The sequence below is a fragment of the Jannaschia rubra genome, assembly GCF_001403735.1.
GTDB lineage: Bacteria > Pseudomonadota > Alphaproteobacteria > Rhodobacterales > Rhodobacteraceae > Jannaschia > Jannaschia rubra.
Genome location: NZ_CXPG01000009.1, coordinates 24386 through 48432, shown reverse-complemented (window position 1 = coordinate 48432; position 24047 = coordinate 24386). Strand labels below are relative to the sequence as shown.

General features: G+C 69.4%; 20 protein-coding genes. 11 read left to right on the top strand and 9 right to left on the bottom strand.

Features of this window, described 5'->3' with window-relative positions:
- Positions 1-18: 18 nt before the first annotated feature.
- From JAN5088_RS00470 to JAN5088_RS00450, 5 genes are all read right to left on the bottom strand, one after another.
- Positions 19-735 carry a DUF3726 domain-containing protein gene (locus JAN5088_RS00470; RefSeq protein WP_055680840.1) on the bottom strand — a complete coding sequence of 239 codons (717 nt, stop codon included), beginning with the start codon at positions 733-735 and terminating at the stop codon, positions 19-21.
- Entirely contained in the window at positions 732-2408 is a 1677-nt protein-coding gene (locus tag JAN5088_RS00465) for a hypothetical protein (RefSeq protein WP_055680839.1), read from the bottom strand. Before JAN5088_RS00465 ends, JAN5088_RS00470 begins: the two co-directional genes overlap by 4 nt.
- Positions 2409-2473: 65 nt before the next feature.
- Positions 2474-4033, bottom strand: coding sequence for a BCCT family transporter (locus JAN5088_RS00460; RefSeq protein WP_055680838.1), 1560 nt, complete (start codon positions 4031-4033; stop codon positions 2474-2476).
- Between the two features lie 34 nt (positions 4034-4067).
- Positions 4068-5081, bottom strand: a complete 1014-nt coding sequence (locus tag JAN5088_RS00455; RefSeq protein WP_055680837.1) for a membrane dipeptidase — start codon at positions 5079-5081, stop codon at positions 4068-4070.
- Positions 5078-6529: an aldehyde dehydrogenase family protein gene (locus tag JAN5088_RS00450; RefSeq protein WP_055680836.1), complete on the bottom strand. Its 1452-nt coding sequence runs from the start codon at positions 6527-6529 to the stop codon at positions 5078-5080. The genes JAN5088_RS00455 and JAN5088_RS00450 overlap by 4 nt, the downstream gene beginning before the upstream one ends.
- Before the next feature lie 89 nt (positions 6530-6618).
- Here JAN5088_RS00450 and JAN5088_RS00445 point away from each other — a divergent pair, with 89 nt between their 5' ends.
- The 3 genes from JAN5088_RS00445 (at position 6619) to JAN5088_RS00435 (ending at position 8648) form a co-directional block, all read left to right on the top strand.
- Positions 6619-7503 carry a LysR family transcriptional regulator gene (locus JAN5088_RS00445; RefSeq protein ID WP_055680835.1) on the top strand — a complete coding sequence of 295 codons (885 nt, stop codon included), beginning with the start codon at positions 6619-6621 and terminating at the stop codon, positions 7501-7503.
- Between the two features lie 19 nt (positions 7504-7522).
- Positions 7523-8053, top strand: coding sequence for a pseudouridine synthase (locus JAN5088_RS00440; RefSeq protein ID WP_055680834.1), 531 nt, complete (start codon positions 7523-7525; stop codon positions 8051-8053).
- A gap of 61 nt (positions 8054-8114) precedes the next feature.
- Entirely contained in the window at positions 8115-8648 is a 534-nt protein-coding gene (locus JAN5088_RS00435; RefSeq protein ID WP_233489677.1) for a peroxiredoxin-like family protein, read from the top strand.
- A 9-nt stretch (positions 8649-8657) separates the two neighbouring features.
- On the opposite strand, the gene JAN5088_RS00430 is transcribed toward JAN5088_RS00435, so the two are convergent.
- Positions 8658-9212 (bottom strand): DUF1285 domain-containing protein, encoded by a 555-nt coding sequence (locus JAN5088_RS00430; RefSeq protein ID WP_055680833.1) that lies wholly within the window; start codon positions 9210-9212, stop codon positions 8658-8660.
- A gap of 67 nt (positions 9213-9279) precedes the next feature.
- Here JAN5088_RS00430 and JAN5088_RS00425 point away from each other — a divergent pair, with 67 nt between their 5' ends.
- From JAN5088_RS00425 to JAN5088_RS00390, 8 genes are all read left to right on the top strand, one after another.
- Positions 9280-10281 (top strand): AAA family ATPase, encoded by a 1002-nt coding sequence (locus JAN5088_RS00425; protein ID WP_055680832.1) that lies wholly within the window; start codon positions 9280-9282, stop codon positions 10279-10281.
- A gap of 5 nt (positions 10282-10286) precedes the next feature.
- Positions 10287-11162 carry a DUF58 domain-containing protein gene (locus JAN5088_RS00420; RefSeq protein WP_055681124.1) on the top strand — a complete coding sequence of 292 codons (876 nt, stop codon included), beginning with the start codon at positions 10287-10289 and terminating at the stop codon, positions 11160-11162.
- Positions 11159-13858, top strand: coding sequence for a DUF4159 domain-containing protein (locus tag JAN5088_RS00415; RefSeq protein ID WP_055680831.1), 2700 nt, complete (start codon positions 11159-11161; stop codon positions 13856-13858). The genes JAN5088_RS00420 and JAN5088_RS00415 overlap by 4 nt, the downstream gene beginning before the upstream one ends.
- Before the next feature lies 1 nt (position 13859).
- Positions 13860-15920 (top strand): hypothetical protein, encoded by a 2061-nt coding sequence (locus JAN5088_RS00410; protein ID WP_055680830.1) that lies wholly within the window; start codon positions 13860-13862, stop codon positions 15918-15920.
- 74 nt (positions 15921-15994) lie between these two features.
- A complete protein-coding gene (locus tag JAN5088_RS00405) occupies positions 15995-17017 on the top strand; it encodes a TRAP transporter substrate-binding protein (RefSeq protein ID WP_055680829.1) in 1023 nt (340 codons plus the stop codon).
- 28 nt (positions 17018-17045) lie between these two features.
- Positions 17046-17624, top strand: coding sequence for a TRAP transporter small permease (locus tag JAN5088_RS00400; protein WP_055680828.1), 579 nt, complete (start codon positions 17046-17048; stop codon positions 17622-17624).
- Complete coding sequence (locus JAN5088_RS00395; RefSeq protein ID WP_055680827.1) at positions 17621-18931, top strand: TRAP transporter large permease; 1311 nt, start codon at positions 17621-17623, stop codon at positions 18929-18931. Before JAN5088_RS00400 ends, JAN5088_RS00395 begins: the two co-directional genes overlap by 4 nt.
- 17 nt (positions 18932-18948) lie before the next feature.
- Positions 18949-19917, top strand: a complete 969-nt coding sequence (locus JAN5088_RS00390; RefSeq protein ID WP_055680826.1) for a threonine dehydratase — start codon at positions 18949-18951, stop codon at positions 19915-19917.
- Between the two features lie 8 nt (positions 19918-19925).
- Here the strand turns inward: JAN5088_RS00390 and JAN5088_RS00385 are convergent, their stop codons facing one another.
- Genes JAN5088_RS00385 through polA form a run of 3 tightly spaced genes read right to left on the bottom strand, consistent with a single transcriptional unit; the run spans position 19926 to position 23978 of the window.
- Positions 19926-20840, bottom strand: a complete 915-nt coding sequence (locus JAN5088_RS00385) for a cation diffusion facilitator family transporter (RefSeq protein WP_055680825.1) — start codon at positions 20838-20840, stop codon at positions 19926-19928.
- 3 nt (positions 20841-20843) lie between these two features.
- Entirely contained in the window at positions 20844-21152 is a 309-nt protein-coding gene (locus JAN5088_RS00380) for a hypothetical protein (protein WP_055680824.1), read from the bottom strand.
- Positions 21153-21185: 33 nt separating this feature from the next.
- Positions 21186-23978: a DNA polymerase I gene (gene polA, locus JAN5088_RS00375; protein WP_055681123.1), complete on the bottom strand. Its 2793-nt coding sequence runs from the start codon at positions 23976-23978 to the stop codon at positions 21186-21188.
- Between the last annotated feature and the right edge of the window lie 69 nt (positions 23979-24047).

Here is a 24047-nt window from a genome sequence, read left to right as displayed (position 1 = left end):
GGTCATTTCCTTTCGGGGTCAGTCGTTGTCGCTTGCCGTCGATCCGGCGCCCGCGCGGGACGCCTCCGACGGCGGAACGGTCGTCCGCATGGCCAATGCGTTCAGCGCGGCGATGGTGTCGGCATCGATCGGGGGCGATGCGGCAGCCGCCGGCGCGCGCGCGGGGCCGGGCCGCGCAGTCAGCGACAGCGCGGCTGATCCGGCCAGCCCGTCCATGGCCCCGGCCAGATCGCCCGGATCACCGCCGATGCAGACCGACCCATCGGCCCATTCCAGCTCGATCCGGATGTCCGCGGCCCCGGCGATCGTCGCAAGGAACGGCACCAGAAGCACCGGGTGATCCACCGGGCCGATCCTCAACGGGCAGCCTTCAGCCAATCCCTCGGCCAAAGTCGCATGATCGCAGAGCGTGGCGCCCAGCGACACCGGGCAGAGCGTCCGACCCTCCGGCGCGCGCCATTCGCCCGGCGCGACCGTGGGGCAGAGATCGGACCAGGCGCGGCCCTGCGCCTCCGCCAGATAGGCGTGCAGATACCGCGGCCCGTCGAACCCATGCTGGACGAGCCAGGCTGCGGCAAACCCCGCCTCCTCCGCCAGCCCCCAGGACATGCCCGCGCCGCGTGCGGCCTTCATGCAGAGCGCGGCCACTTCGTTGCGCGACAGCGCAGCGGTCCGGGCGCCATTGAGGAAGGGCGTCGAATCGCCGCGCGTCTGGTCCAACGGTTCGACGGTCATCGCGGCCCCTCCGATCCGATCTCGTCGGGATAGGGCGCTCCCTGGAACAGGTTGATCCGGACCCAGCGGTCGGACCTTGGGTCGAACCGGGTGGCGCCGAAGAACGCGAGCTTGCTGCGCAGCAGGTCGATGGGCAGCATGTCGGCCGCGATCAGGTTGTCGCGGACCTCGGCGTAGGGGTGGAAGCGCGCGACTTGTGCCCGCCGCACCATGAACCGATGCTCCGGGTGCGCCAGCAGGACGGTGGCGACCGGCGCATCGTCCGGGTAGTCGCGCAGCGTCCCCTCCAACTCACTCGCCAGGCGCGCAATGCAGAGCGGCTGCTCCCGAGCGGCGCCTTCCTCTATTGCGCGCTCGCCCAGCCTGGGCTCCAGCTTCTCCTCCGAGACGTACCAGAACCGCGCCACGTTCTCGGGCGCGGTGAAGTCGATGGCCAGCGCCCACCCATAGCGATCCGCCAGCACCGCGCGCAGGTCGCCCACGCGCATCGCGCCGTCCAGACGGAAGGCCGCCGCCTCGTCCGCGCCCATGGTCGTGGCCAGATCGTCCACCAGGTCGCCGTGCGGCTCCAGCATCAGCGACAGAAGCGCCTCCTGCCCCTCGCAACTCAGCGTGCCCGCGCCCCATCGCCACAATGCGTCCCAGGGGCGCGATTGCCCGGTGTTCCATCGCGTCAACTGATCCGACACGAGGTCCAGGTCGCGCCGAAGGTCACCCAGCTTGGCCACCTGAACCGGATGTTCGGATGTCCAGGCGGCGGCGTTCCGGATGGCCAGGTCCAGCACGCGGCGCAGTTCGGTCACGGCTTCGGGCGTCGCAGAGGGCTGGTGGCGGACGCGCGCCAACGCCTCCTCCCGCGCCATCATCCAGTTGTTGAGAAGGATGGGGTGGCGGACCACGAAGGGCGCCATGCCGAGCCCCGTCGAATTGCCCACGCCCAGCGTCCGCCTGATCGCGGGGTCGAGACGCACCGCCCCCACGCCGCCGCGCACGGCGGCCATGTGCTCCACGATGTCCACGGTGAAGGCCCGGATCAGCCAGACAGTCAGCATCTCGACCTGGAAGGGCGCGGCGAGTTCGGGGCGATCGGCGATGTCGGCGCGGTCGGCGGCGCCGAACTTGCCCGACCCGTAGACCGCGGTCGTCCGCATCAGATAGCCAACGGCCGCGATTTCCTTCAGGTCGGGCTGGCGGCCTTCGGACAGCGCCTCGATCACGTGGCGGACCAGGCGCACCGACCGGTTCGCGCGCGCCAGCGTCAGCTCCCGCGTGGTGACCCGGCCCGCTTCCTGCAAGGGCACGTTGGCGCGCAGACGCTCGATGTCGGCGGGCGAAGGCTCGCCGTCGAACAGGGTAAAGGTCGCGTCCCATGCGGTGGCGATCACCCGATCCGACCGCATCTCATCGGGAAGGTCATGCGCGAAGGCGACGAGGCTATAGGCATGCGCCCCGCCCCGCACGCGGTAGACGGCATGGCCCACGCCCCGGTCGTCCACCTCCCATACGGGCCGGTCGATGCGCCACCCTTCGGTCCGCATCCGTCGCAGCAGGGTCCGCAGGAACGACAGACGGGTCGGATGGCTGCACCCCATGCGCGCCAGACGCATGACCTCCGACGCGGGCCGGCGGAAGGCGGCGACGTCGGGCATCGGATGAAGATCGGTTCTGGACATCACGTTTCCTCCCCAAGGTGACGGATCGACGGCCGTGGCGGCCCTTGCGTCCGCCACGCGCCCTGTCAGGCGTGGACTGTCCTGCCTGCGCGACCCAGCATCAGCGTGATGCGGACGGCATCCCACAGCGACGGGAGCAGGATCAGCGACACGGGCACGGCGGTCACCACGATGAAGCTCTGCAGCTTGCCGATGCCCCCCGCGCCCGTCGAGATCAGGATCAGCGCCATCACCCCCATGACAAGGCCCCAGAACGCCCGAAGGCCGGCCGTGGGCTCTCCCTCGGACATGGCGGCCGAGATGACGTAGCTCATCGAATCGCTGGTCGTGGCGACGAAGAACATAGTCAGGACGAGGAACAGCACCGACAGCATCAGCCCCAGCGGCATCGCCTGGGTGATGGCCAGCAGGCCCGCGGGCAGGTTGAACCCCTCGAACGGGCCCGAGATCACGCCGGGCTGGGCGATCTCGAAGAAGATGCCGGACCCGCCGATGATCGTGAACCAGAAGTTGGTGACGATGGGGGCCACGATGGAGAGCATCACGATGATCTGGCGGATCGACCGGCCGCGGCTCACGCGGGCGATGAAGATCGCCATGAGCGGCCCGTACCCCATGAACCAGCCCCAGAAGAACACCGTCCACCAGCCGAGCCAGCCCGGATCACCGAAGACCCCCGCCTCGCCCCGGTGAAGCGCCATCTGGAAGAAGTTGCCAAGATACACTTTCATCCCCCCGAAGAAGCCCGAGAAGATCCCCGTCGTAGGCCCCGCAACCAGCATGAAGGCCAGAAGTGCCAAGGCCAGGATCACGTTGATCCGCGACAGAAGCTGGATGCCCCGGGTCAGCCCCGTGATGGCCGAGACGGTATAGACCCCGACGAGCGCCAGCACGGCGATGGCCTGCGTGGTGAAGGTGTCGGGCACCCCCGTCAGCGCGTTCAGGCCATAGGACATCTGCAATCCGAGGAACCCGATCGGCCCCACGGTCCCCGCCACGACCGCGATCACGCAGGACGCATCCGCGATCAACCCGATGGGTCCGTGGATGGCCCGGTCCCCGAAGACCGGATAGAGCAGCGTGCGCGGCGCAAGCGGCAAGCCCTTGTCGTAATGGTAATGCATCAGCATCACCGTCGTCAGCGACCCCAGGATCGCCCAGGCGAGGAACCCCCAATGCAGGAAGCTCTGCGCCAGCGCAGCACTCGCGCGGGCCTGCGGGTCGTCGCCGACGTCCGCAAAGATCGGCGGCGCCGACAGGAAATGCGCTATGGGCTCGCCCGCCGCCCAGAACACGCCGCCCCCCGCCAAAAGGGTGCACATGATCATCGACCCCCAGCTGAACAGCCTGAACTCCGGCCGCGCGAGGCCTCCCATTATCGTCCCCGCCCCCGGCAGGACGCAGACCACGAGGCCGATCAGGAACGTCGCCAGCAGAAGCACCTGCCAGTAAAGGCCGAAGTACCGTGCCGAGAACGCGAAGCCCGCGTCCACCAGCGCGGACAGGCCGTCGATGTCGAACAGCGCATAGGCGCAGAACAGCAGGATGAACCCGACCGCGACCGCGAACAGCGGCTTGTCGATGCGACCGGACTGGATGTCCGTCTCCGTGTCGGTATCGCTCATCTGGTTCCCTCCCTGAACGTGATGGTTCCGCGTCCTATTCGGCGGCGCGGCTTTGCATCCCCGGCGACGCGCTCTGCGCGCCGAAGCTCCGATTGAAAAAGGCGTGCCAGTTGCCGCCCATCACGCCATCGACCGTCGCGCGGTCGAGGCCGGCGGCCAGCAGCCCGCCGCGGATGCCGGCCAGATCGCGGTTGTCGTGGAACCAGTCGGGCATCGGCGGGAATCCGGGCGCCTCCGCGCTCCCCTCGCCGTAGTCCACGGTCTTGGTCCAGCGGCCCGTCCGCATCCAGTCGACGATGCTGTCGGGCTGGTCCTGGCAAAGGTCGGTGCCGATGCCCACGCCCTCCGGCCCGACCAGATCGACGGCGCGCGCGGCCATGTCGCACCAGGATTGCAGCGTGCAGGCGCTGCCGCTCAGCAGGTGGTGCGGATAGGCCGACAGCCCCAGCATCCCGCCGCCCTCGCCCAGGGCCCGCAGCAGGTCGTCGGACTTGTTGCGCAGGGCGGGGTGCCAGCTTGCCGGGTTGGCGTGGGTGATGGCGATGGGTCGGGTCGACTGGTCGATCGCCTCACGCGTGGACCGCTCGCCCGAATGGCTCATGTCCACCACGAGCCCCACGCGGTTCATCTCGGCCACCACGGCACGACCCATGCGCGTCAGTCCGGTGTCGTCGTTCTCGTAGCAGCCCGAGGCCAGCAGCGACTGGTTGTTGTAGCTGAGCTGCATGAACCGCAGGCCGAGCGTATGAAGCACCTCGACCAGCCCGATGTCGTCCTCGATACACGAGGGGTTCTGGGAGCCGAAGAAGATCGCCGTGCGGCCCGTCTCATGCGCAAGGGTCACATCGGCGCCGGTCCGGCCCTGGAAGATGAGGTCGGGATGAGCCTCGAACCAGCGGTTCCAGCGTTCGATGTTCAGCACCGTCTCGCGGAAGGTCTCGTGATAGGCGATCGTGACGTGGACGGCATCGACGCCTCCCGCGCGCATCTGCCGGAAGATCCCTTCGGACCAGTTGGCATACTGCAGCCCGTCGATCAGGACGCTCATTCCGGCGCTCCCGCCGCGACATAGGCCGTCTTGACCGTGGTATAGAATTCCGCCGCATAGGTGCCCTGCTCGCGCGGGCCATAGCTCGACGCGCCGCGGCCGCCGAAGGGAACGTGATAGTCGGTGCCGGCGGTGGGCAGGTTCACCATCACGCATCCGGCCCGCATGTTGGCGCGGAAATGGCTGGCGCGGGCCAGCGACCGGGTCATGATCCCCGCCGTCAGCCCGAACTCGGTGTCGTTGGCCAGGGCCAGTGCCTCGTCGTAGCTTTCGGCCTTCTGCACGCAGGTGACGGGGGCGAACATCTCCTCTCGGTTGATCCGCATGTCGTTTCGGGTGCCCGCGAAGACCGCCGGGGCCATGAAATAACCTTTGGTCGCGCGCTCCAGCCGCTCGCCGCCGCACAAAAGCTCCGCGCCCTCCGACCGGCCCAGTTCGATGTAGTCGAGGTTCTGCGACAGCTGCTCCTCGCTCACCACCGGGCCGATCTGGGTGTCCTCCTCCTGCGCATGCCCGACCTTCAGCGCCCGTGCCGTCGCGACCAGCCGGTCCACGAAAGCGTCATGGATCGACGTGTGCACGATCAGTCGGCTTGCGGCGGTGCATTTCTGTCCGGTGCCGCCAAAGGCCGAATTGGCGGCATGCGCCACCGCCAGGTCGAGGTCCGCGTCGTCCATGACGATGAGCGGGTTCTTCGACCCCATCTCCATCTGCACGCGCGTCATGTTGCCCACCGCCGCCGATGCGATGGCGCGTCCAACCGGGACCGAGCCGGTGAAGCTGATCGCATCGACCGCCGGGCTTTCGACAAGCCGCTGGCCCACGTCGCGGCCGGGGCCGGACACCAGGTTGAAGACACCCGCCGGGATGTCCTGGCGCGCGATGATCTCGGTCAGGGCGACGGCGCTCGCCGGCGTCAGGTTCGCGGGCTTCCAGACCACCGCGTTGCCGAAAGCCAGCGCCGGAGCGATCTTCCAGGCCGGGGTGGCCACGGGAAAGTTCCAGGGGCTGATGATGGCGACCACGCCCACCGGCTCGCGCCGGACGTCGATCTCGATGCCCGGGCGGACGCTTTCGGCCAGATCGCCATGCTGGCGCAGCGTCTCGGCGGCGAAATAGGTGAAGAACTGCCCTGCACGATAGACCTCGCCCCGACCCTCGGCCAGAGGCTTGCCTTCCTCACGCGACAGCAGGCGGCCGATCTCCTCGGCCCGCGCCATCAGTTCGGTCCCGATGGACATGAGAACGTCGTGCCGCTTCTGGATGCCGGCTGCCCACCATTCGGGCTGCGCCCGCCGCGCCGCTTCCAGTGCCGCATCGAGATGCGACGCATCCGCCTGCGCGTAATGCCCGATCAGCTCCGAAGTATCGGACGGGTTGCGGTTCTCGACAGTCGACACGCCGTCGCTCCATTCGCCGTCGATGAAAATTCCGGTGCGCTCGGTCATGGCGGTCTCCTGTGTGTGAGAGACACCCTAGACGGCGTGTGTCACTTCAGTCATTCTGCAAGTTCTGAAACAACCTTCAGTTATCCTGAATGGCGATCAAGCTTGAAATGCTCCGTGTCTTTCGCGTCGTGGCCGAACAGGGCACCTTGGCCGCAGGCGCGCGCCTGTTGGGACGGACCCCTTCGGCCATCTCGATGACGCTCGCCCAGATCGAGGACGAAATAGGCGCCCCCCTCTTCGAGACCGATCGCAAAAGCCGCCTGACCCCCTTGGGCCAGCTGGTGCTGGAGGAGAGCCGCCGCGCCACCGACATCTTCGATCGCAGCGCCGAGGCGATCCGTCGCCATGCCATCTCCACTGCGGGCATCGTCCGCATCGCCGCGGTGCCCTCGGCGACCGTGTCCCTGTTGCCGGCGGTGATCGAGGCGTTCCAGACCGCCCATTCCGATGTCCGCATCGAGATCAGCGACGTCGACAGCGTCGCCGTGCGCCGCCGCGTGCAGCGCGACGAGGCCGACATAGGCATTATCTCCGCCCGGCCCGATGATCCGTCGGAGGGGGAGCTGATCCGCTGCGACGACCTCGGGATCGTCTGCGCCGAAGGCGGGCCTGTCCACGCTGCCCATCTGGCCGAGGGCGGACGATCCGGCTGGGGCCTGCTGGCCCTGGAACGGCTGATCGCCAATCCGCTCTGCCATCTGATCGACGACCCCGACGTCCATGCCCTGCTCGCCGCCAGCACGCTGGAGGCACGCAACACCACCGCCATCCTGTCCTTCGTTCGCCGTGGCCTGGGCGCCAGCATCCTGCCCTTCGACGCCGTGCGGAGCCAACCCGAGGGTGTGGAGTTCTTCGTCCCCTCCCATCCCGTCGGCCGGCGGGAGCTTCGCCGGATCCGCCAGAAGTCCGATCGACCGGGCGCGCAGGTCGAAGCCTTCTGGGACCTTCTCCGGCGCCCCTTCCCGACCCTCTGACCGCTGCCTATCGTCCCCCATGCTGATCGCCTTCAACAAGCCCATGAACGTGCTGAGCCAGTTCACCGACGAGGGGAAATGGCCCGGCCTGAAGCGGTGGATCGACGTGCCAGACGTCTATGCCGCCGGGCGGCTCGACCGCGACAGCGAAGGGCTGCTGATCCTGACCGACGACGGGCGGGTGCAGGCCCGCATCACCGACCCGCGAAAGGCCATGCCCAAGACCTACCTCGCCCTGGTCGAGGGGGAGCCGGACGTGGAGGCGCTCGACGCGCTGCGCGGGGGCGTGACCCTGCGGGACGGGCCGACCGCGCCGGCGCGGGTCCGGGCGGTGCCGGCGCCCGAGTGGCTCTGGCCCCGCGACCCGCCGGTGCGCCTGCGGAAGTCCGTGCCCGACGCCTGGCTGGAGATCACGATCACCGAAGGGCGCAACCGGCAGGTGCGTCGGATGTGCGCCCACGTCGGCCTGCCGGTGCTGCGACTGATCCGCGCACGGGTGGGTGACTGGGGGCTGGATGGATTGGCGCCGGGGGAGTGGCGCAGGCTCTAGGCCATGGAACCGGGCATCCCGCCCCGCGGTTGGGACGCGAACCCAACATCAGGAGACGCCCGTGACCGAGACCGTATCCATGCCCCTGCCCGGCCGGCCCGCGCCCGCGCTCGACCTGGACCTCATCATCGGGGCGAAGTGGTCGCTGGCCGAACAATCGCCCGAGGCCTTCACGATGATCGTGGCCTACCGCGGATTGCATTGCCCGATCTGCAAGGAGTACCTGACCGACCTGCGCGACCTCTATGACGATTTCCTGGCGAAGGGGGTCGAGGTCGTGACCGTGTCGATGGACGACGCCGACCGCGCGAAGGCGGCCCATGGCGACTGGGGACTCGATCCGATGCCGATGGCGCATGACATGACCGAGGATCAGGCACGCGCCTGGGGTCTGTTCCTGTCGGAGGGGCAGGGCGACGACGCGCCGGAGGTCTTCTCCGAGCCGGGATTGTTCCTCGTGAAGCCCGACGGAACGCTCTATCTGGCCGAGATGGCGAGCGGCCCCTTCGTTCGGCCGGACCTGAAGTTGCTGGCGTCGAAGATGGGGTTCATCATCGAGAAGGACTATCCCGCGCAAGGCACGCGGGCGGCCTGAACGCGCCCGTCAGCGCAGCGCGTCGGCCGCGATGATGGGAAAGAACGCGCCGCCCGAGGCCACGCCGAAGACGCCGTCGCGTTCCTCTCCCAGTTCCACCAGCCGGTAGAAAGACTTCCGGTCGATCAGGGCCTGCAGGCCGCGCCTTACCTCGACATAGGGGGAGGGTTCGCCGTTGGCGGCCAGTTCGACCCGGATCGGATGGTCGGGACCGGCAGGCACCGTGTCGCCGACATTGGTGCGGAAGGTGATCACGCCGTCCCCCGCGTCGAAATCGACGGCGACGAAGGGCGCATCCTCGACCTTGATGCCGACCTTCTCGACCGGGGTGACGAGGAAATGGCGTTCTCCCTCCTTCTTCAGGATCGAGGAAAAGAGCCGCACCAGACCGGGTCTCCCGATGGGCGTGCCTTCATGGATCCAGGTCCCGTCGCGGCGGATCACGATGTCGATCTCGCCGCAATAGGGCGGATCCCATTTGTCCACCGGCGGCGGCCCCTTGGACGCGCGGGCCGCGTCGAGGAGGGATGCCGCCGAGGGGTTCACGTCATCTTGTTCGGCCATTGCCCTTTGCCCCTGCCTCCGTCACCGATAGATGTACCCAACAGATAACCCCCGCGGGAGCATTGCAATGGCCGATGAGCTTTTGAACGAGATCGAGGCCCTGGGCGCCCGCCTGACCGAGGCGCGCGGCGCCATCGCCACCCGCATCATCGGGCAGGACGCGGTGGTCGGCCTGTCGCTGGCGGCGATGCTCTCGGGCGGCCACGCGCTCCTGATGGGATTACCGGGTCTGGGCAAGACGCGGCTGGTCGAGACGCTGGCCACCGTGATGGGCCTTTCGGGCAATCGCATCCAGTTCACGCCCGACCTGATGCCGTCGGACATCCTGGGGTCCGAGGTGCTGGAGACGGCGGCCGACGGCAGCCGGGCCTTCCGCTATATCGAGGGGCCGATCTTCGCGCAGCTTCTGATGGCCGACGAGATCAACCGCGCCAGCCCCCGCACGCAGTCGGCCCTGCTCCAGGCCATGCAGGAGCGGGAGGTGACGGTGGCTGGCCAGACACGGCGCCTGCCCGCGCCGTTCCACGTTCTCGCCACGCAGAATCCCATCGAGCAGGAGGGCACCTATCCCCTGCCCGAGGCGCAGCTCGACCGGTTCCTCGTCAAGATCGACGTGGATTATCCCGACCGCGACACCGAGCGGGCCATCGTGCTGGCCACGACAGGCGGCGCGGAGGCACAGGCGCCGGCGGTTTTCGACGCGGCGGGCCTTATCGCGGCGCAGGCGGTGGTGCGCCGGATGCCCGTGGGCGATTCCGTGGTCGAGATGATCCTCGACCTCGTGCGTGCCTGCCGACCCGACGGCGAAGACGCGCCCGACACCGTGCGCCGCCACGTCGCCTGGGGCCCCGGTCCGCGCGCGGCGCAGGCGCTGATGTTGCTGGTGCGGGCGCAGGCCCTGCTGGAGGGGCGGCTCGCCCCCGACCCGACCGACGTGTCGCGGCTGGCCCGGCCGGTTCTGGGCCACCGCATGGCCCTGTCTTTTGCCGCCCGCGCCGAAGGCGTGCTGCTGGACGAGGTGATCGACGAAGTGACGGACCGGACGATGCGCCTCGGTCGCGCGGCTTGAACGACATCCTCCATACGCCCGCCACCCTGCGCGCCCGGTCGGAGGCGGCTGCGGCCGCCCTGCCTGGCCTGCTCATGTCGGCGGACCGGCTGGCGGCGACCGTCCTTCTGGGCGAACACGGGCGCAAGCGGGCCGGACCGGGCGATGCCTTCTGGCAGTTCCGTGCCGCGCAGGCGGGCGATCCGCGCCGGTCGATCGACTGGCGGCAATCGGCGCGGGGCGATGCCCATTTCGTGCGCGAGACGGAGTGGCAGGCGGCGCAGTCGCTGATGCTGTGGGTGGACGACGCCGCATCGATGTCCTTTGCCTCGGGCAAGCGGCCGTCCAAGCTGCGCCGGGCGCAGACGCTGGCCTTGGCGCTGGCGGTGCTGGCCGTGAAGGCGGGCGAGCGGACGGGCCTCGCCACCCTGCCCGAGCCGCCGCGCGGCGGGCGGGCGCAGTTGATCCGGCTGGCCAACGCGCTGATGGAAGGGGGCGATAGGCCGGACTACGGCGCACCCCGGCCCCGCGTGATGCCCATGGGCGCGCGCGCCGTCTTCCTGTCGGATTTCCTCGGGCCGCCGGAGCCCGTGGCCGACGCACTTACCGCCGCCGCCGACCGGGGCGTGCGGGGCGTTCTGGTGCAGATCCTCGACCCCGAGGAGGAGGCCTTTCCCTACGACGGCCGCACCCTGTTCGAGAGCATGTCCGGCACGCTGCGTTTCGAGACGCTGAAGGCGGGGCAGCTTCGCGACGACTACCTCTTCCGCCTTGCCGCCCGCCGGGCCGCGCTGCGCGACCTGTGTTCGCGGACGGGCTGGCGGTTCCATCTGCACCACACCGATGCCTCGCCCGAGGCGGCGCTTCTGTCGCTCTATACGGCGCTGGAACGTCACCGATGACCGGCATCGCCTTCACCGCGCCCCTTCTGCTGATCGGGTTGATCCTCCTGCCGGTGCTCTGGTGGCTGCTGCGCGCCGTGCCGCCTGCGGCGGTGCGCCGGCGGTTTCCGGGCATCGTCCTGCTGCTGGGGTTGCGCGACGACGAAAGCCAGACGGCGACGACGCCTTGGTGGCTGCTGGCCCTGCGGATGCTGGCGCTGGCGGCCGTAATCGTGGGCTTCGCCGGGCCGATCCTGAACCCGCGCGCGGCGGGCACGGGCGGCGGGCCGCTTCTGGTGCTGATGGACGCGAGCTGGGCCTCGGCCCGCGATTGGCCGGCGCGGGTGGCGAAGGTCGACGAGATGCTGCGCGACGCCGCGCGGGCCGGGCGTCTGGCCGCCGTGCTGCCCCTGACCGAGCCGCTGCCCGAGGAGATCCCCTGGCAATCCGCCGCCGCCTGGGTCGAGCGTCTGCCCTCGGTCGAGCCGCGCGCCTGGGCGCCGGACTACGCAAGGCTGGCCGATCTCGACACCGATGGGGCGGAGGTCGTCTGGGTCTCCGACGGTCTGGCACGGGAGGGGCGCGATGCCCTGCCCGCCCGCGTGATCGAAAGCGGGCGCTTCGTGGTCGGCCTGCGGCCCGCGCGCTACGAGGACGGGATGATCGCGCTGGAGGCGGTGCGGATGGGTGACGGCACGGCGCGGAGCGTCGATATCCGCGCCATCGGACCGGGGCCGAACGGAGCGCTGACGCAACTGGGCGTGGCAACCGCCGCCTTCGAGGCGGGCGCGGCCGAGGCCGAGGTCGAGCTATCGCTGCCGCCCGAGCTTCGCAACCGCGTCGCCCGGTTCGAGATCGCGGGCGAGCGGTCGGCCGGGGCCGTGACGCTGACCGACGACAGCCTCGCGCGGCGGGAGGTGGCGCTGCTGACGCGGGCGGAGGACGAGGCGCAGGACCTGCTGTCGCCGCTCTATTACCTGCGGAACGCGCTCGACCCGACCGCCGACCTGATCGAGGGCGACCTGCAGACCCTCCTGCCCGCGGATCCGGACGTGCTGGTCATGGCCGACGTGGCCCGCCTGTCGCCGACCGAGAGCGCGCAGGTCACGGAATGGGTCGAGGACGGCGGGCTGCTCCTGCGCTTCGCCGGCCCGCGCCTCGCCGCCTCGGACCTGAGCCGGGACGTAGAGGACCCGCTGATGCCCGTGCGCCTGCGATCGGGCGGCCGTACCGTGGGCGGCGCGCTGTCCTGGGGCGAGCCGAAGTCGCTGCGCCCCTTCGATGAGGCCTCGCCCTTTGCCGGGCTTCAGACGCCGGAGGAAGTCACGGTCAGCAGCCAGATCGTCGCGCAGCCCGACCCGACGCTGGCCGACCGCACCATCGCCGCGCTCGCCGACGGCACGCCGCTGGTCACGCGCAAGGTGCTGGGCGAGGGGCAGGTGGTGCTGTTCCACGTCACCGCCAACGCCGAATGGTCGACGCTGCCGCTGTCGGGCCTCTTCGTCCAGATGCTGGAGCGGCTGGCCGTGTCCACCCGCCCCCCCGCCCTGTCGCCGGAGGATCTTGAGGGCACGACCTGGGTGCCGCGCACGGTTCTCGACGGCTTCGGTACCGCGCGCGATGCGGGCGGCATGGCGGGCGTCGCGGGCGAGGATCTCGTGGATCCGGTGCCGTCGCCGGCCCTGCCGCCGGGCGTCTACGAGGGGCCGGGGGCGAGCCTTGCGTTGAACGTGCTGGACGCGGAGGCGGTTCTGGGGCCCGCCGTCTGGCCGGCGGGCACGGCGGTCGAGGGGCTGGACCGCGCGGCCGAGACGCCGTTGATGCCATGGCTTCTGGCACTGGCCATGGGCCTTCTGACGCTCGACGTGCTGGCCTCTCTCTGGCTGGGCGGGCGGCTGCGACGCGGGATGTCGGCGGCGCTTCTGGTGGTGCTGGCGGCGGGCCTGCCGCAGGGCGCGCGGGCGCAGGAGGACAACCCCGCCGTGCCGGGCGAGGTGACGCTGGCCTATGTCGAGACCGGCGACGCCCGCATCGACGAGGTGTCGGCGGCGGGGCTGCGCGGCCTGTCGACCGTGCTGGCGCAGCGCACCTCGGTGGAACCCGACGCCCCGCGCGGCGTGAACCTCGAGACCGACGAGCTTGCGTTCTACCCCCTGCTCTACTGGCCCGTGACCGAGGCGCAGCCGCTTCCGTCGGCCGAGGCCTATGCGCGCCTGAACCGCTACCTGCGCGGCGGCGGGATGATCGTCTTCGACACCCGCGACGCCGACCTGGGCGGGTTCGGGTCGTCCTCGCCCGCCTCCGTCCGGCTGCGCGATCTGGCCGCGCCGCTCGACGTGCCGCCGCTGGAGCCGATGCCGCCGGACCACGTGATGACGCGCACGTTCTACCTGCTGCAGGACTATCCCGGCCGTTACAACTCGCCCGAGGTCTGGGTCGAGGCGTCCCCCGACGTGGAACAGGTCGAGGGGATGCCCTTTCGCAACCTCAACGACGGCGTGACGCCGGTGGTGATCGGCGCGAACGACTGGGCCGCCGCCTGGGCCGTGGACGACCGGGGCCGCGCGCTTCTGCCCGTGGGACGCGGCTATGCGGGCGAGCAGCAGCGCGAGATCGCCTATCGGTTCGGCGTGAACCTGGTGATGCATGTGCTGTCGGGGAACTACAAATCCGACCAGGTGCATGTGCCCGCCCTTCTCGACCGGCTGGGGAATTGAGATGACGCGGCAGATCCTGTTCGACCCGATGCTGCCCTGGCCCGTGATCGCGGTGCTGGCGGGCGTGGCGCTGGCCTTCTGCCTGCTTGCGGCATGGCGCGGCCTGCCGGGGTGGTGGCTGCGGGCGCTGGCCGCGGGCGTGCTGACCGTGGCGCTTCTCGACCCGAGCCTGCAGACCGAGGAGCGCGAGCCGCTGTCGGACATCCTGCTCGTCGCAGTGGACGAGAGCGCGAGCCAGCGCCTGTCGGACCGCGCCGGCCAGACCGAGGCCGCGCTGGCCGACCTGCTGGCCGAGGCTGACGCGGACGGGCTCGACGTGCGGGTGACGCGGGTGGCGGACGCGTCGGGCGACGAGGGCACGCTGGTCATGGGCGCGCTGAACGAGGTTCTGGCGCAGGTGCCGCGCGACCGGGTCGCCGGGGCGGTCGTGATCTCGGACGGACGGGTGCACGACGCGGGGCTGGCCCCCGACCTGCCCGCACCGCTGCACCTTCTGCGGACCGGCCGCTCCGACGACTGGGACCGGCGGCTGATCGTGTCGAACGCGCCGAGCTTCGCCATTCTCGACGAGGAGTTCACGATCACCCTGCGGATCGAGGATCAGGGCGATGTGCCGCCCGAGATGGGCGCGGAGGCCGACATCGTGGTCTCCGTCGACGGCGGCCAGCCCCGTGCCTTCCGCATCCCCGTGGGGCAGGATCTGGAGCTTCCCATCGCCCTGCCGCACGGCGGGCTCAACGTGATCGAGTTCACCGTGCCCGAGGCGGACGGCGAGCTGACCGACCGCAACAATGCCGCCGTGGTGCAGATCAACGGCGTGCGCGACCGGCTGCGCGTGCTGCTGGTGTCGGGCGAGCCGCATCCGGGGCAGCGGACCTGGCGCAACCTGCTCAAGGCAGATTCCGCCGTGGACCTCGTGCATTTCACCATCCTGCGGCCACCGGGCAAGCAGGACAACGTGCCGGTGAACGAGCTGTCGCTGATCGCCTTTCCCACGCGTGAATTATTCAGCGAGAAGATCGAGGAATTCGACCTCATCATCTTCGACCGCTACAAGCGGCGCGGCATCCTGCCGTCGATCTATTTCGACAACGTCCGCAACTACGTCGAACAGGGCGGCGCGCTTCTGATCTCGGCGGGGCCGGACTATGCCTCGGCCGACAGCCTCTATCGCTCGCCCCTGGCGCCGATCCTGCCCGCGGCGCCGACGGCCATCCTGCTCGACCGGCCGTTCCTGCCTACGGTTTCCGAAACGGGCGAGAAGCACCCGGTGACGGAAGGTCTGCCGCAGGGATACGGCGAGGACGGCGCACCTTGGGGCCGGTGGTTCCGACAGGTGCAGGTGCTTGCCAATCCCGACGCGCAGGTGGTGATGGACGGCACCGAGGGCGAGCCGCTTCTGGTGCTGGACCGCGTCAAGGCGGGACGCGTGGCGCTGCTCGGGTCGGACCACGTCTGGCTGTGGGATCGCGGCTATGAGGGCGGCGGCCCGCAGGCGGAGTTGCTGCGGCGGCTGGCGCATTGGCTCATGGCCGAGCCGGAGCTGGAGGAGGAAGCCCTGACGGCGAGTGCGCTGGGCCAGGAGATCACTGTGACGCGGCGGACCCTGGGCGAGACGCCGGGCGCGGTGACGGTCACGGCGCCCGACGGAACCGAGACGGAGCTTGCGTTGACCGAGGAGGCGCCGGGCCGCTTCGTCGGACGGATCGAAGGGGGCGAACAGGGCCTCTATCGTCTTGTCGAGGGGGACCGGACGGCGGTGATCGGCCTTGGCCCCGCCGCCCCGCGCGAATTCGTCGAGACCATCGCCACCGACGTCGTTCTGGCGGATGCCATCGACGCACGCCGGGGTGGCGCCATCGCGGTCGAGGACGGCGCCCCAGACCTGCGCTCCGTGCGCGAGGGGCGGCGGGCCGCCGGGCGCGGCTGGATCGGCTGGACCCCGCGCGGCGCCTATCTGACGGCGGACGTGCGCGTCCTGTCGCTGGTACCGGCGTGGCTGTTCCTGCTGCTGGCGGCGGGGCTGGCGACGCTGGCGTGGCTGCGCGAGGGGCGGCGCTGAAGGGATTTGGCGTTGGCACGGGCGACCATCCGTGGTGATGTCGCGGGCGCGCCACCCGGGGGAGACCTGAGACGATGACCGACCGCAGAACGCTTCTTGGCCTCGCCGCTGCGCTGGCCGTCCTGCCCCTGCCCGCCCTGGCGCAGGAAGTGGTGCTGAAGCTGCACCAGTTCCTGCCCGCCGAGGCCAACGTGCCCGCGCAGATCCTGGACGTCTGGGCCGACAACGTGGAGCGGGACAGCGACGGCCGCATCAAGGTGGACCGCTATCCGTCGATGCAACTGGGCGGGACGCCGCCGCAGCTGATGGACCAGGCCATCGACGGTGTGGCGGACGTCATCTGGACGGTCGTGGGCTACACTCCCGGCCGCTTTCCCCGAACCGAGGTCTTCGAATTGCCCTTCATGGTGAGCGATGCGGAGGCCGCATCCGCGGCGTTCTGGCAGATGTTCGAGAGCGACATGCAGGAGGAGTTCACGGACGTCCATCTGCTCGGCACCTGGGTCCACGGTCAGGGCCTGATCCACGCCGACCGGGAAGTCCGCGTGCCGGGCGACCTGCGCGGCGTCAAGGTCCGCGGCCCGTCGCGGACGGTGAACCGGATGCTCGAGACGCTGGGTGCCGTGCCCGTGGGCATGCCCGTGCCCGCCGTGCCCGAAGCCCTGTCGCGCGGTGTCATCGACGCCGCGACCCTGCCGTGGGAGGTGACGGGGTCGCTCAAGGTGCCGGAATTGGTGGAGCATCACACCGAGTTCGAGGGGCCGATGCTCTATACCCTGACCTTCGTTCTGGCGATGAACAAGGCGCGTTACGAAGGGCTGCCCGATGATCTGAAGGCAGTGATCGACGCCAATTCGGGGCTTGAATTCTCGGTCTTCGCTGGCCGGACACAGGCCGCCGCCGACGCGCCTGCGCGGCAGGCGGCGGTCGACGCGGGCAATACCGTCGTCACCCTGTCGGGACCGGAGGCGCAGGTCTGGCGGGACGCGGCGCAGCCCGTGCACGAGGCCTGGGTGGCCGAGATGGAGGCCGCGGGCATCGACGGGCAGGCCCTGATCGACCGGGCACGCGGCCTGATGGACGGCTACGGCGGCTGAGGCGCCACGCGCGGAAGGAACGGCTGCCATGATCTCACGCTGGATCGCGGCCCTGGCCCGCCTGATGGCCTTCCTCGGCGGCGCCGTCCTGACCGCGATGATCCTCCTGACCTGCCTTTCCATCACGGGACGGTTCCTGAACGGGGTACTGCAATCGCCGCCCCTGGCCGGGAGCGCTCTGTCCGAGGCGTTGCTCGCCACGGGGCTGGGTCCGATTCACGGCGATCTGGAGCTGGTCGAGGCGGGGATGGCCTTCGCCGTCTTTGCCTTCCTGCCCATCACGCAACTCCGGGGGGGCCATGCCAGCGTCGACGCGCTGACCGCGCGGCTGGGTCCGCGGGCGCGGCGGGGGCTCGCGGCGCTCTGGGCCGTGCTGTTCGCGGCGGTGCTGATCCTGATCGGCTGGCAGCTCTGGCAGGGGACGCAGGACAAGATGCGCTATGGCGAGACGACCTTCCTGATCCAGTTCCCGATCTGGTGGGCCTATGCCGCCGCGCTGACGGGGGCGATCGCTTCGGCGGCCGTCGCCGTCCATGTCGCGGTCGCGCGGCTGATCGAGGCGGCGACCGGATCTGTGATCCTGCCGCCCGAGGGGTCCGCGTCTTGAACGATCTTGCCACAGGCCTGTGGTCGTTCCCGGTGCTGCTGGCGCTGATCTTCCTGCGGATGCCCATCGGGCTGGCCATGCTGGCGGTCGCCCTGGGCGGGCTCTATGTCGTGACCGGCGATAACACCGTCGCGCTGTCGCGTCTGAAGCACGAGACCTATTCGACCTTTTCCAGCTATCTCCTGTCGATCGTGCCCATGTTCCTGCTGATGGGTCATTTCGCCACCCTGGGCGGGATGAGCCGGGCGCTCTTCCATGCCGCCGAAGGGTTCCTCGGCCATCGCAGGGGCGGGGTCGCGATGGCGGCCATCGGCGCCTGCGCGGGGTTCGGGGCGATCTGCGGCTCGTCGCTGGCCACGGCGGCGACCATGGGGCGCGTCGCCCTGCCCGAGTTGCGACGCCACGGATACGACGGCGGCTTCGCCACGGCGACGCTGGCCGCCGGGGGGACGCTCGGCATCCTGATCCCGCCGTCCGTCGTGCTGGTGATCTACGCGGTGCTGACCGAGCAGAACATCGCCAAGCTGTTCGCCGCGGCCATCGTGCCGGGCCTTCTGGCGGCCGTGGGCTACGCCGTAGCCATCCGCGTGCATGCGGCGAGGAACCCGGTGCCGGGGGGCCTGCGCGACGCGATCCCCATGAGACGGCGCATCCATCGCCTGCTGGCGGTCTGGCCAGTGCTCGCGGTCTTCGTGGCGGTGGTCGGCGGCATCTACGGAGGCGTCTTCACCCCGACCGAGGGCGCGGCGGTAGGCGCGGCGGGCACCGGTCTCATCGCCTGGGCACGCGGCGGGCTGACGGGGCGGACGCTGGCAGAGGCCTTCATGGGCACGGCCATGTCCACCGCGATGATCTTCTTCATCGTGCTGGGTGCGGGGTTCTACAACGGCTTCCTCGCGCTGACGCAGGTGCCGCAGGAAATGGCGCTCTGGATCGCCGCGCAGGGGTTCGCGCCGATGACGGTGATGGTGGCGATCCTGCTGTTCTATCTTGCTCTGGGCTGCGTGATGGATTCGCTGTCGATGATCCTGCTGACCGTGCCGATCTTCTTTCCGGTGGTGATGGCTCTCGACTTCGGGCTGACACCGGAGGAGGCGGCGATCTGGTTCGGCATCCTCACCCTGATCGTGGTCGAGGTGGGGTTGATCACCCCGCCCGTGGGGATGAACCTGTTCGTCGTGAACGCCATGGACCCGGGCACGCCCATCGTCCGGACCTGGCGGGCGGTGGTGTATTTCCTCGCCTCTGACGTGGTACGGGTGGCGATCCTGCTGGCCTTTCCCGCCATCACCCTGTTCGCGATCTGATTGCCAAGGAGGTTCCCATGTTCGACCTGAGGGAGATCGAGGCGGCCGCGCGGCTTGTGCACCGGAACATGCCTCCCTCGGCCCAGATGCGCTGGCCCCTGCTCGACCGGGCGACGGGGGCACAGGTCATCGTGAAGCACGAGAACCACAACCCGACCGGCGCCTTCAAGGTGCGCGGCGGGATCACCTTCATCGACTGGCTGACGCGGACGCGCCCCGACGTGACAGGCATCGTCACCGCGACCCGCGGCAACCACGGCCAGTCGCAGGCACGGGCGGCCACGGCGGCAGGATTGCGCGCGGTGGTCTATGTGCCCGAGAGCAATTCGCCCGAGAAGAACGCCGCGATGAAGGCCTGGGGCGCCGAACTGCGCATCCACGGCACCGACTTCGAGACCGCGCGGGAGGCGGCGATCCGCGCGGCTGGCGAGGAGGGGCTGACCGTCGTGCCGCCCTTCCACCGGGAGCTTGTGCGCGGCGTTGCGACCTATGGGTGGGAGCTTCTGTCGGCGCATCCCGAGATCGAGGTACTCTACGTGCCCATCGGCTGCGGCTCGGGCATCTGCGGTTGCATCGCCGCGCGCGACGCCCTGCGACATGGCGCGGAAATCGTGGGGGTCGTCAGCGAGGCCGCCCAGGGCGCGCGAATGTCGGTCGCGGCGGGGCAGGCAATATCGACCGACACGGCGCGGACCTTCGCCGATGGCATCGCCGTGCGGACTCCGGTGCGCGAGGCGCTGGAGATCTACGGCCGGGGGGCTGCCCGCATCGTCGCCGTGTCCGACGACGAGGTGGCCGAAGCGATCCGCCTCTACTGGACCGCCACGCACAACGCGACCGAGGGCGCGGGAGCCGCGCCGCTCGCCGCCCTCATGCAGGAGCGAGAGGCGATGGCCGGTCGGACCGTGGCAGTCATCAACTGCGGCGGCAACATCGACGCGGACCGGATGGCCACGATCCTGACGGGCGGCACGCCCGCGCCCTGACCCGTCGGTCAGTGACCGATGACCGAGACATCGGGTTCGCAGGCGCCGGGGCGCTCCATTTCCAGTGTCGTGTGCTCGACCCTGAAGACGTCGTGCAGGCGGTCGATCACACGCTGGCGCACCAGCACGGGATCGGCCTCATCGACAACGACATGGGCATCGACCGCCGGTTGCCCCTCCTGCATCTCCCACAGGTGGAGGTGATGGACGGAGGCCACGCCATCGACCCCCTCCATCTCGGCCAGCACGGCCTTGGCGTCCATGTCGGGCGGCGCGCCCAGCATCAGCATGCGGATGACGCGGGGCGTGCCCTGCCAGACGTGCCACAGGATGTATCCCGCGATGGCGAGCGTCACGATGGGGTCGACGATCCACCAGTCGAACAGAAGGATCAGCGTGCCCGCCACGATCACCCCAACCGATCCCAGGGCATCGGCCAGGTTGTGCAGAAAGGCCGCGCGGATGTTGGCCGAGGTCTTGGACATCGCATAGGTCAGCGCGGCCGTGACCAGATCGACGGCCAGCGCGATGCCGGCGACGATCACCACGATCCAGCCCGCCACGGGCTGCGGGTCGAACAGGCGGGCCGTGCCCTCCCACAGCAGCCAGAGCGCGATGATGGCGAGCGAGGTATAGTTCACCAGCGCGGCCACCATCTCGGCCCGGCCATAGCCGAAGGTCATGCGCGCGTCCGAAGGCCGCCGTGCGATCTTGCGGGCCGCGAAGGCAATGACGAGGCTGAGCGCGTCCGACAGGTTGTGGACCGCGTCGGCGATCATGGCCAGCGAGCCTGACACCACCCCCGCCACGATCTGCGCAACCGTGAGCCCGAGGTTGACCGCGATGGCGGCCATGACCTTCCGGTCGCCCGCCTCCGGGTCGATGTGGCTGTGGGAATGGCCGTGGTTGTGGTCGTGGGACATGGATTACATCGAACTCCCGTTGCATTGGACGCTGGCAACCGCAGTCGCGTCGACGTCCGCCGCGAGCGCTTGACCGGCCCCGTTCTGGAGAAAGCCCGTAGCAACAGCGAGCGGCTTCCGGTTCGCGTCCAGCAGGATGCAGGTCACCATGTCGATGCCCTGCGCAACCACGTCCACCGAAGCGGTTCCGAACATATCGAGCACACGCACCACGACGATCTCGTCCAAACTTTCGAACAAGACGTCGGCAAGCGTCTGTCCCGGCAGTGCCAGTGCCAGCGTGGCGATAGCCAGTCTACGTATCGCGTCCATTCAGTTTCCCGTTCCTTGTGCTGGCCGTTCCCGTCAATGCGCCGCAGCCCAGTTCGCGCCCTGTCCCGCTTCGACCGTCAGCGGGACGGACAGGGGCACGACCGGCATGTTCGCCCCCTCCATCACCTCGCGCGCGCGGGCGATCAGCACCTCGGCGTCGCCCTCGGCCACCTCGAAGAGGAGTTCGTCGTGGACCTGCAGCAGCATCGTGGCATCCAGCCCGTCGATGGCGTCTTCCATCCGCACCATGGCGCGGCGGATGGCGTCGGCGGCGGTGCCCTGGATCGGCGCGTTGATCGCGGCGCGGCGGGCGAAGCCGGCGCCGGGACCCTTGGCGTTGATCTCGGGCGTGTGGATGCGGCGGCCGAACAGCGTCTCGACCCGGCCATGCTCGCGCGCGAATTTCACCGTGTCATCCATATAGGCGCGGATGCCGGGGAAGCGTTCGAAATAGGTGTCGATGAAGGCCTGCGCCTCGTCGCGCGGGATGCGCAGGTTTCGGGCAAGGCCGAAGCCCGAGATGCCGTAGATCACCCCGAAGTTGATCGCCTTGGCCTGCCGGCGCACCTCGGGCGTCATCGCGTCGAGGGGCACGCCGAACATCTGGCTGGCGGTGATGGCGTGGATGTCCTGCCCTTCGGCGAAGGCCTTCTTGAGCGCATCGATCCCCGCGATATGGGCCAGGATGCGAAGCTCGATCTGGCTATAGTCCAGCGACACCAGCACCCGCCCCTCGGGGGCGACGAAAGCCTCGCGGATGCGGCGGCCTTCCTCGGTCCGCACGGGGATGTTCTGCAGGTTCGGGTCGGTAGAGGCGAGCCGCCCGGTGTTCGCCCCAGCAATGGAATAGGAGGTGTGGACGCGGCCCGTGTCGGGGTTGATGTGTTCCTGAAGGCTGTCGGTATAGGTCGATTTCAGCTTGGACAGTTGCCGCCAGTCGAGGATCAGGCGCGGCAGTTCGTGTTCGGTCGCCAGATCCTCCAGCACGTCGGCGCCGGTGCCGTACGCGCCGGTCTTGCCCTTCTTGCCTCCCTCCAGACGCAGTTCGTCGAACAGGATCTCGCCCAACTGCTTGGGGCTGCCGACGTTGAAGGACCGGCCGGCTTTCTCGTGGATCTCCTCCTCCAACCCGGCCATCTTCTGCGCGAAGGCGCCGGACATGCGCGACAGCACCTGACGGTCGACGCGGATGCCCGCCATTTCCATCCGCGCCAGTACGGGAACCAGCGGCCGTTCCAGCGTCTCGTAGACCTTAGTGACCCTTGCCGCATGAAGGCGGGGCTTGAGCAGGCGCCAGAGCCTCAGGGTGACGTCGGCATCCTCGGCCGCATAGGGGGCGGCCCGGTCGATTTCGACCCGATCGAAGGTGACCTGCGACTTGCCCGTCCCGATCAGCGTCTTGATCGGGATGCACTGGTGGTTGAGATAACGGTCGGCCAACGTGTCCATGCCGTGCCCGTGCAGGCCTGCGTGCTGGGCATAGGACAGCAGCATGGTGTCGTCGATGGGCGCCACCGTGACGCCTTCGCGGGCGAAGATCTTGAAATCGTATTTCATGTTCTGTCCGATCTTGAGGATGCTTGCATCCCCCAGCATCGGTGCCAGCATTTCCAGCGCGTGGGCCTTGTCCATCTGGCCAGGCGCCAGTTGCGCCTCGCCGTCGAACAGGTCGCCGCCGCCGGTGCGGTGGGCCAGCGGCACATAGCAGGCGACGCCCGGTTCCGTGGCGAGGCTGATGCCCACCAGTTCCGCCCGCATCTCGTCGAGCGAGGTCGTCTCGGTGTCCACGGCCACCGCGCCCGCCCGCGCGATCCGGTCGAGCCAGACCTGAAGCGCCGCCTCGTCGCGCACGACCTCATAGGCGTCGTGATCGATGGGCGCCTCCTCCGGTGCGTCGGGGACGGGCGCTGTGGCCGCCTCGATGACCGCGGGGGGTTCCTTGCCGAAACGCTCGGCGATGCGGCGCGTCAGGGTGCGGAACTCCATCCGGTTGAGGAAATCGAGCAGCTTCTCGGGATCGGGATCGCGGATCTCCAGGTCGTCGAGGCCGAAGGTCAGCGGACTGTCGCAGTCGAGCTGGACGAGCCTGCGGGAGAGTTCGATCTGTTCGCGGTGCTCGATCAGGGTCTGGCGGCGCTTCGGCTGCTTGATTTCCTCCGCCCGCTCCAGCAGCGCGTCGAGCGAGCCGTATTCTCCGATCAGCTGCGCCGCCGTCTTGATGCCGATGCCGGGCGCGCCGGGTACGTTGTCGACGGAATCCCCGGCCAGCGCCTGCACGTCGACGACACGCTCGGGGGCCACGCCGAACTTCTCGAACACGCCCTCGGCATCTATCCGTCGGTTCTTCATCGGGTCGAGCATCTCGACGCCCCCGCCGACCAGTTGCATGAGATCCTTGTCGGATGAGATGATGGTGACGCGGCCCCCCGCCTCGCGCGCGCGGCACGACAGGGTCGCGATGATGTCGTCGGCCTCCCATCCCTCCATCTCCTCGCAGGCGATGTTGAAGGCCATCGTCGCCTCGCGTGTCAGCGGGATCTGCGGGCGCAGGTCCTCGGGCATCTCGGATCGGTTGGCCTTGTAGAGGTCGTACATGTCGTTGCGGAAGGTGTGCGACCCCTTGTCGAAGATCACTGCAACATGGGTCGCGGCATCCGGGCCCGTGTTTTCCACGACGTAGCGGTCGATCATGTTGCAGAACCCCGCCACCGCCCCGATAGGCAGGCCGTCGGACTTGCGCGCCAGCGGCGGCAGCGCATGGAAGGCGCGGAAGATATAGGCCGAGCCGTCGATCAGATGCAGGTGGTGGCCCTTGCCGAAGGTCATGTCGCGCCCCTTGTCGCCCGTGTCGCCGCCGTCATGCCACGAACCCGCGCGCGCCGCCACACCGCCGCC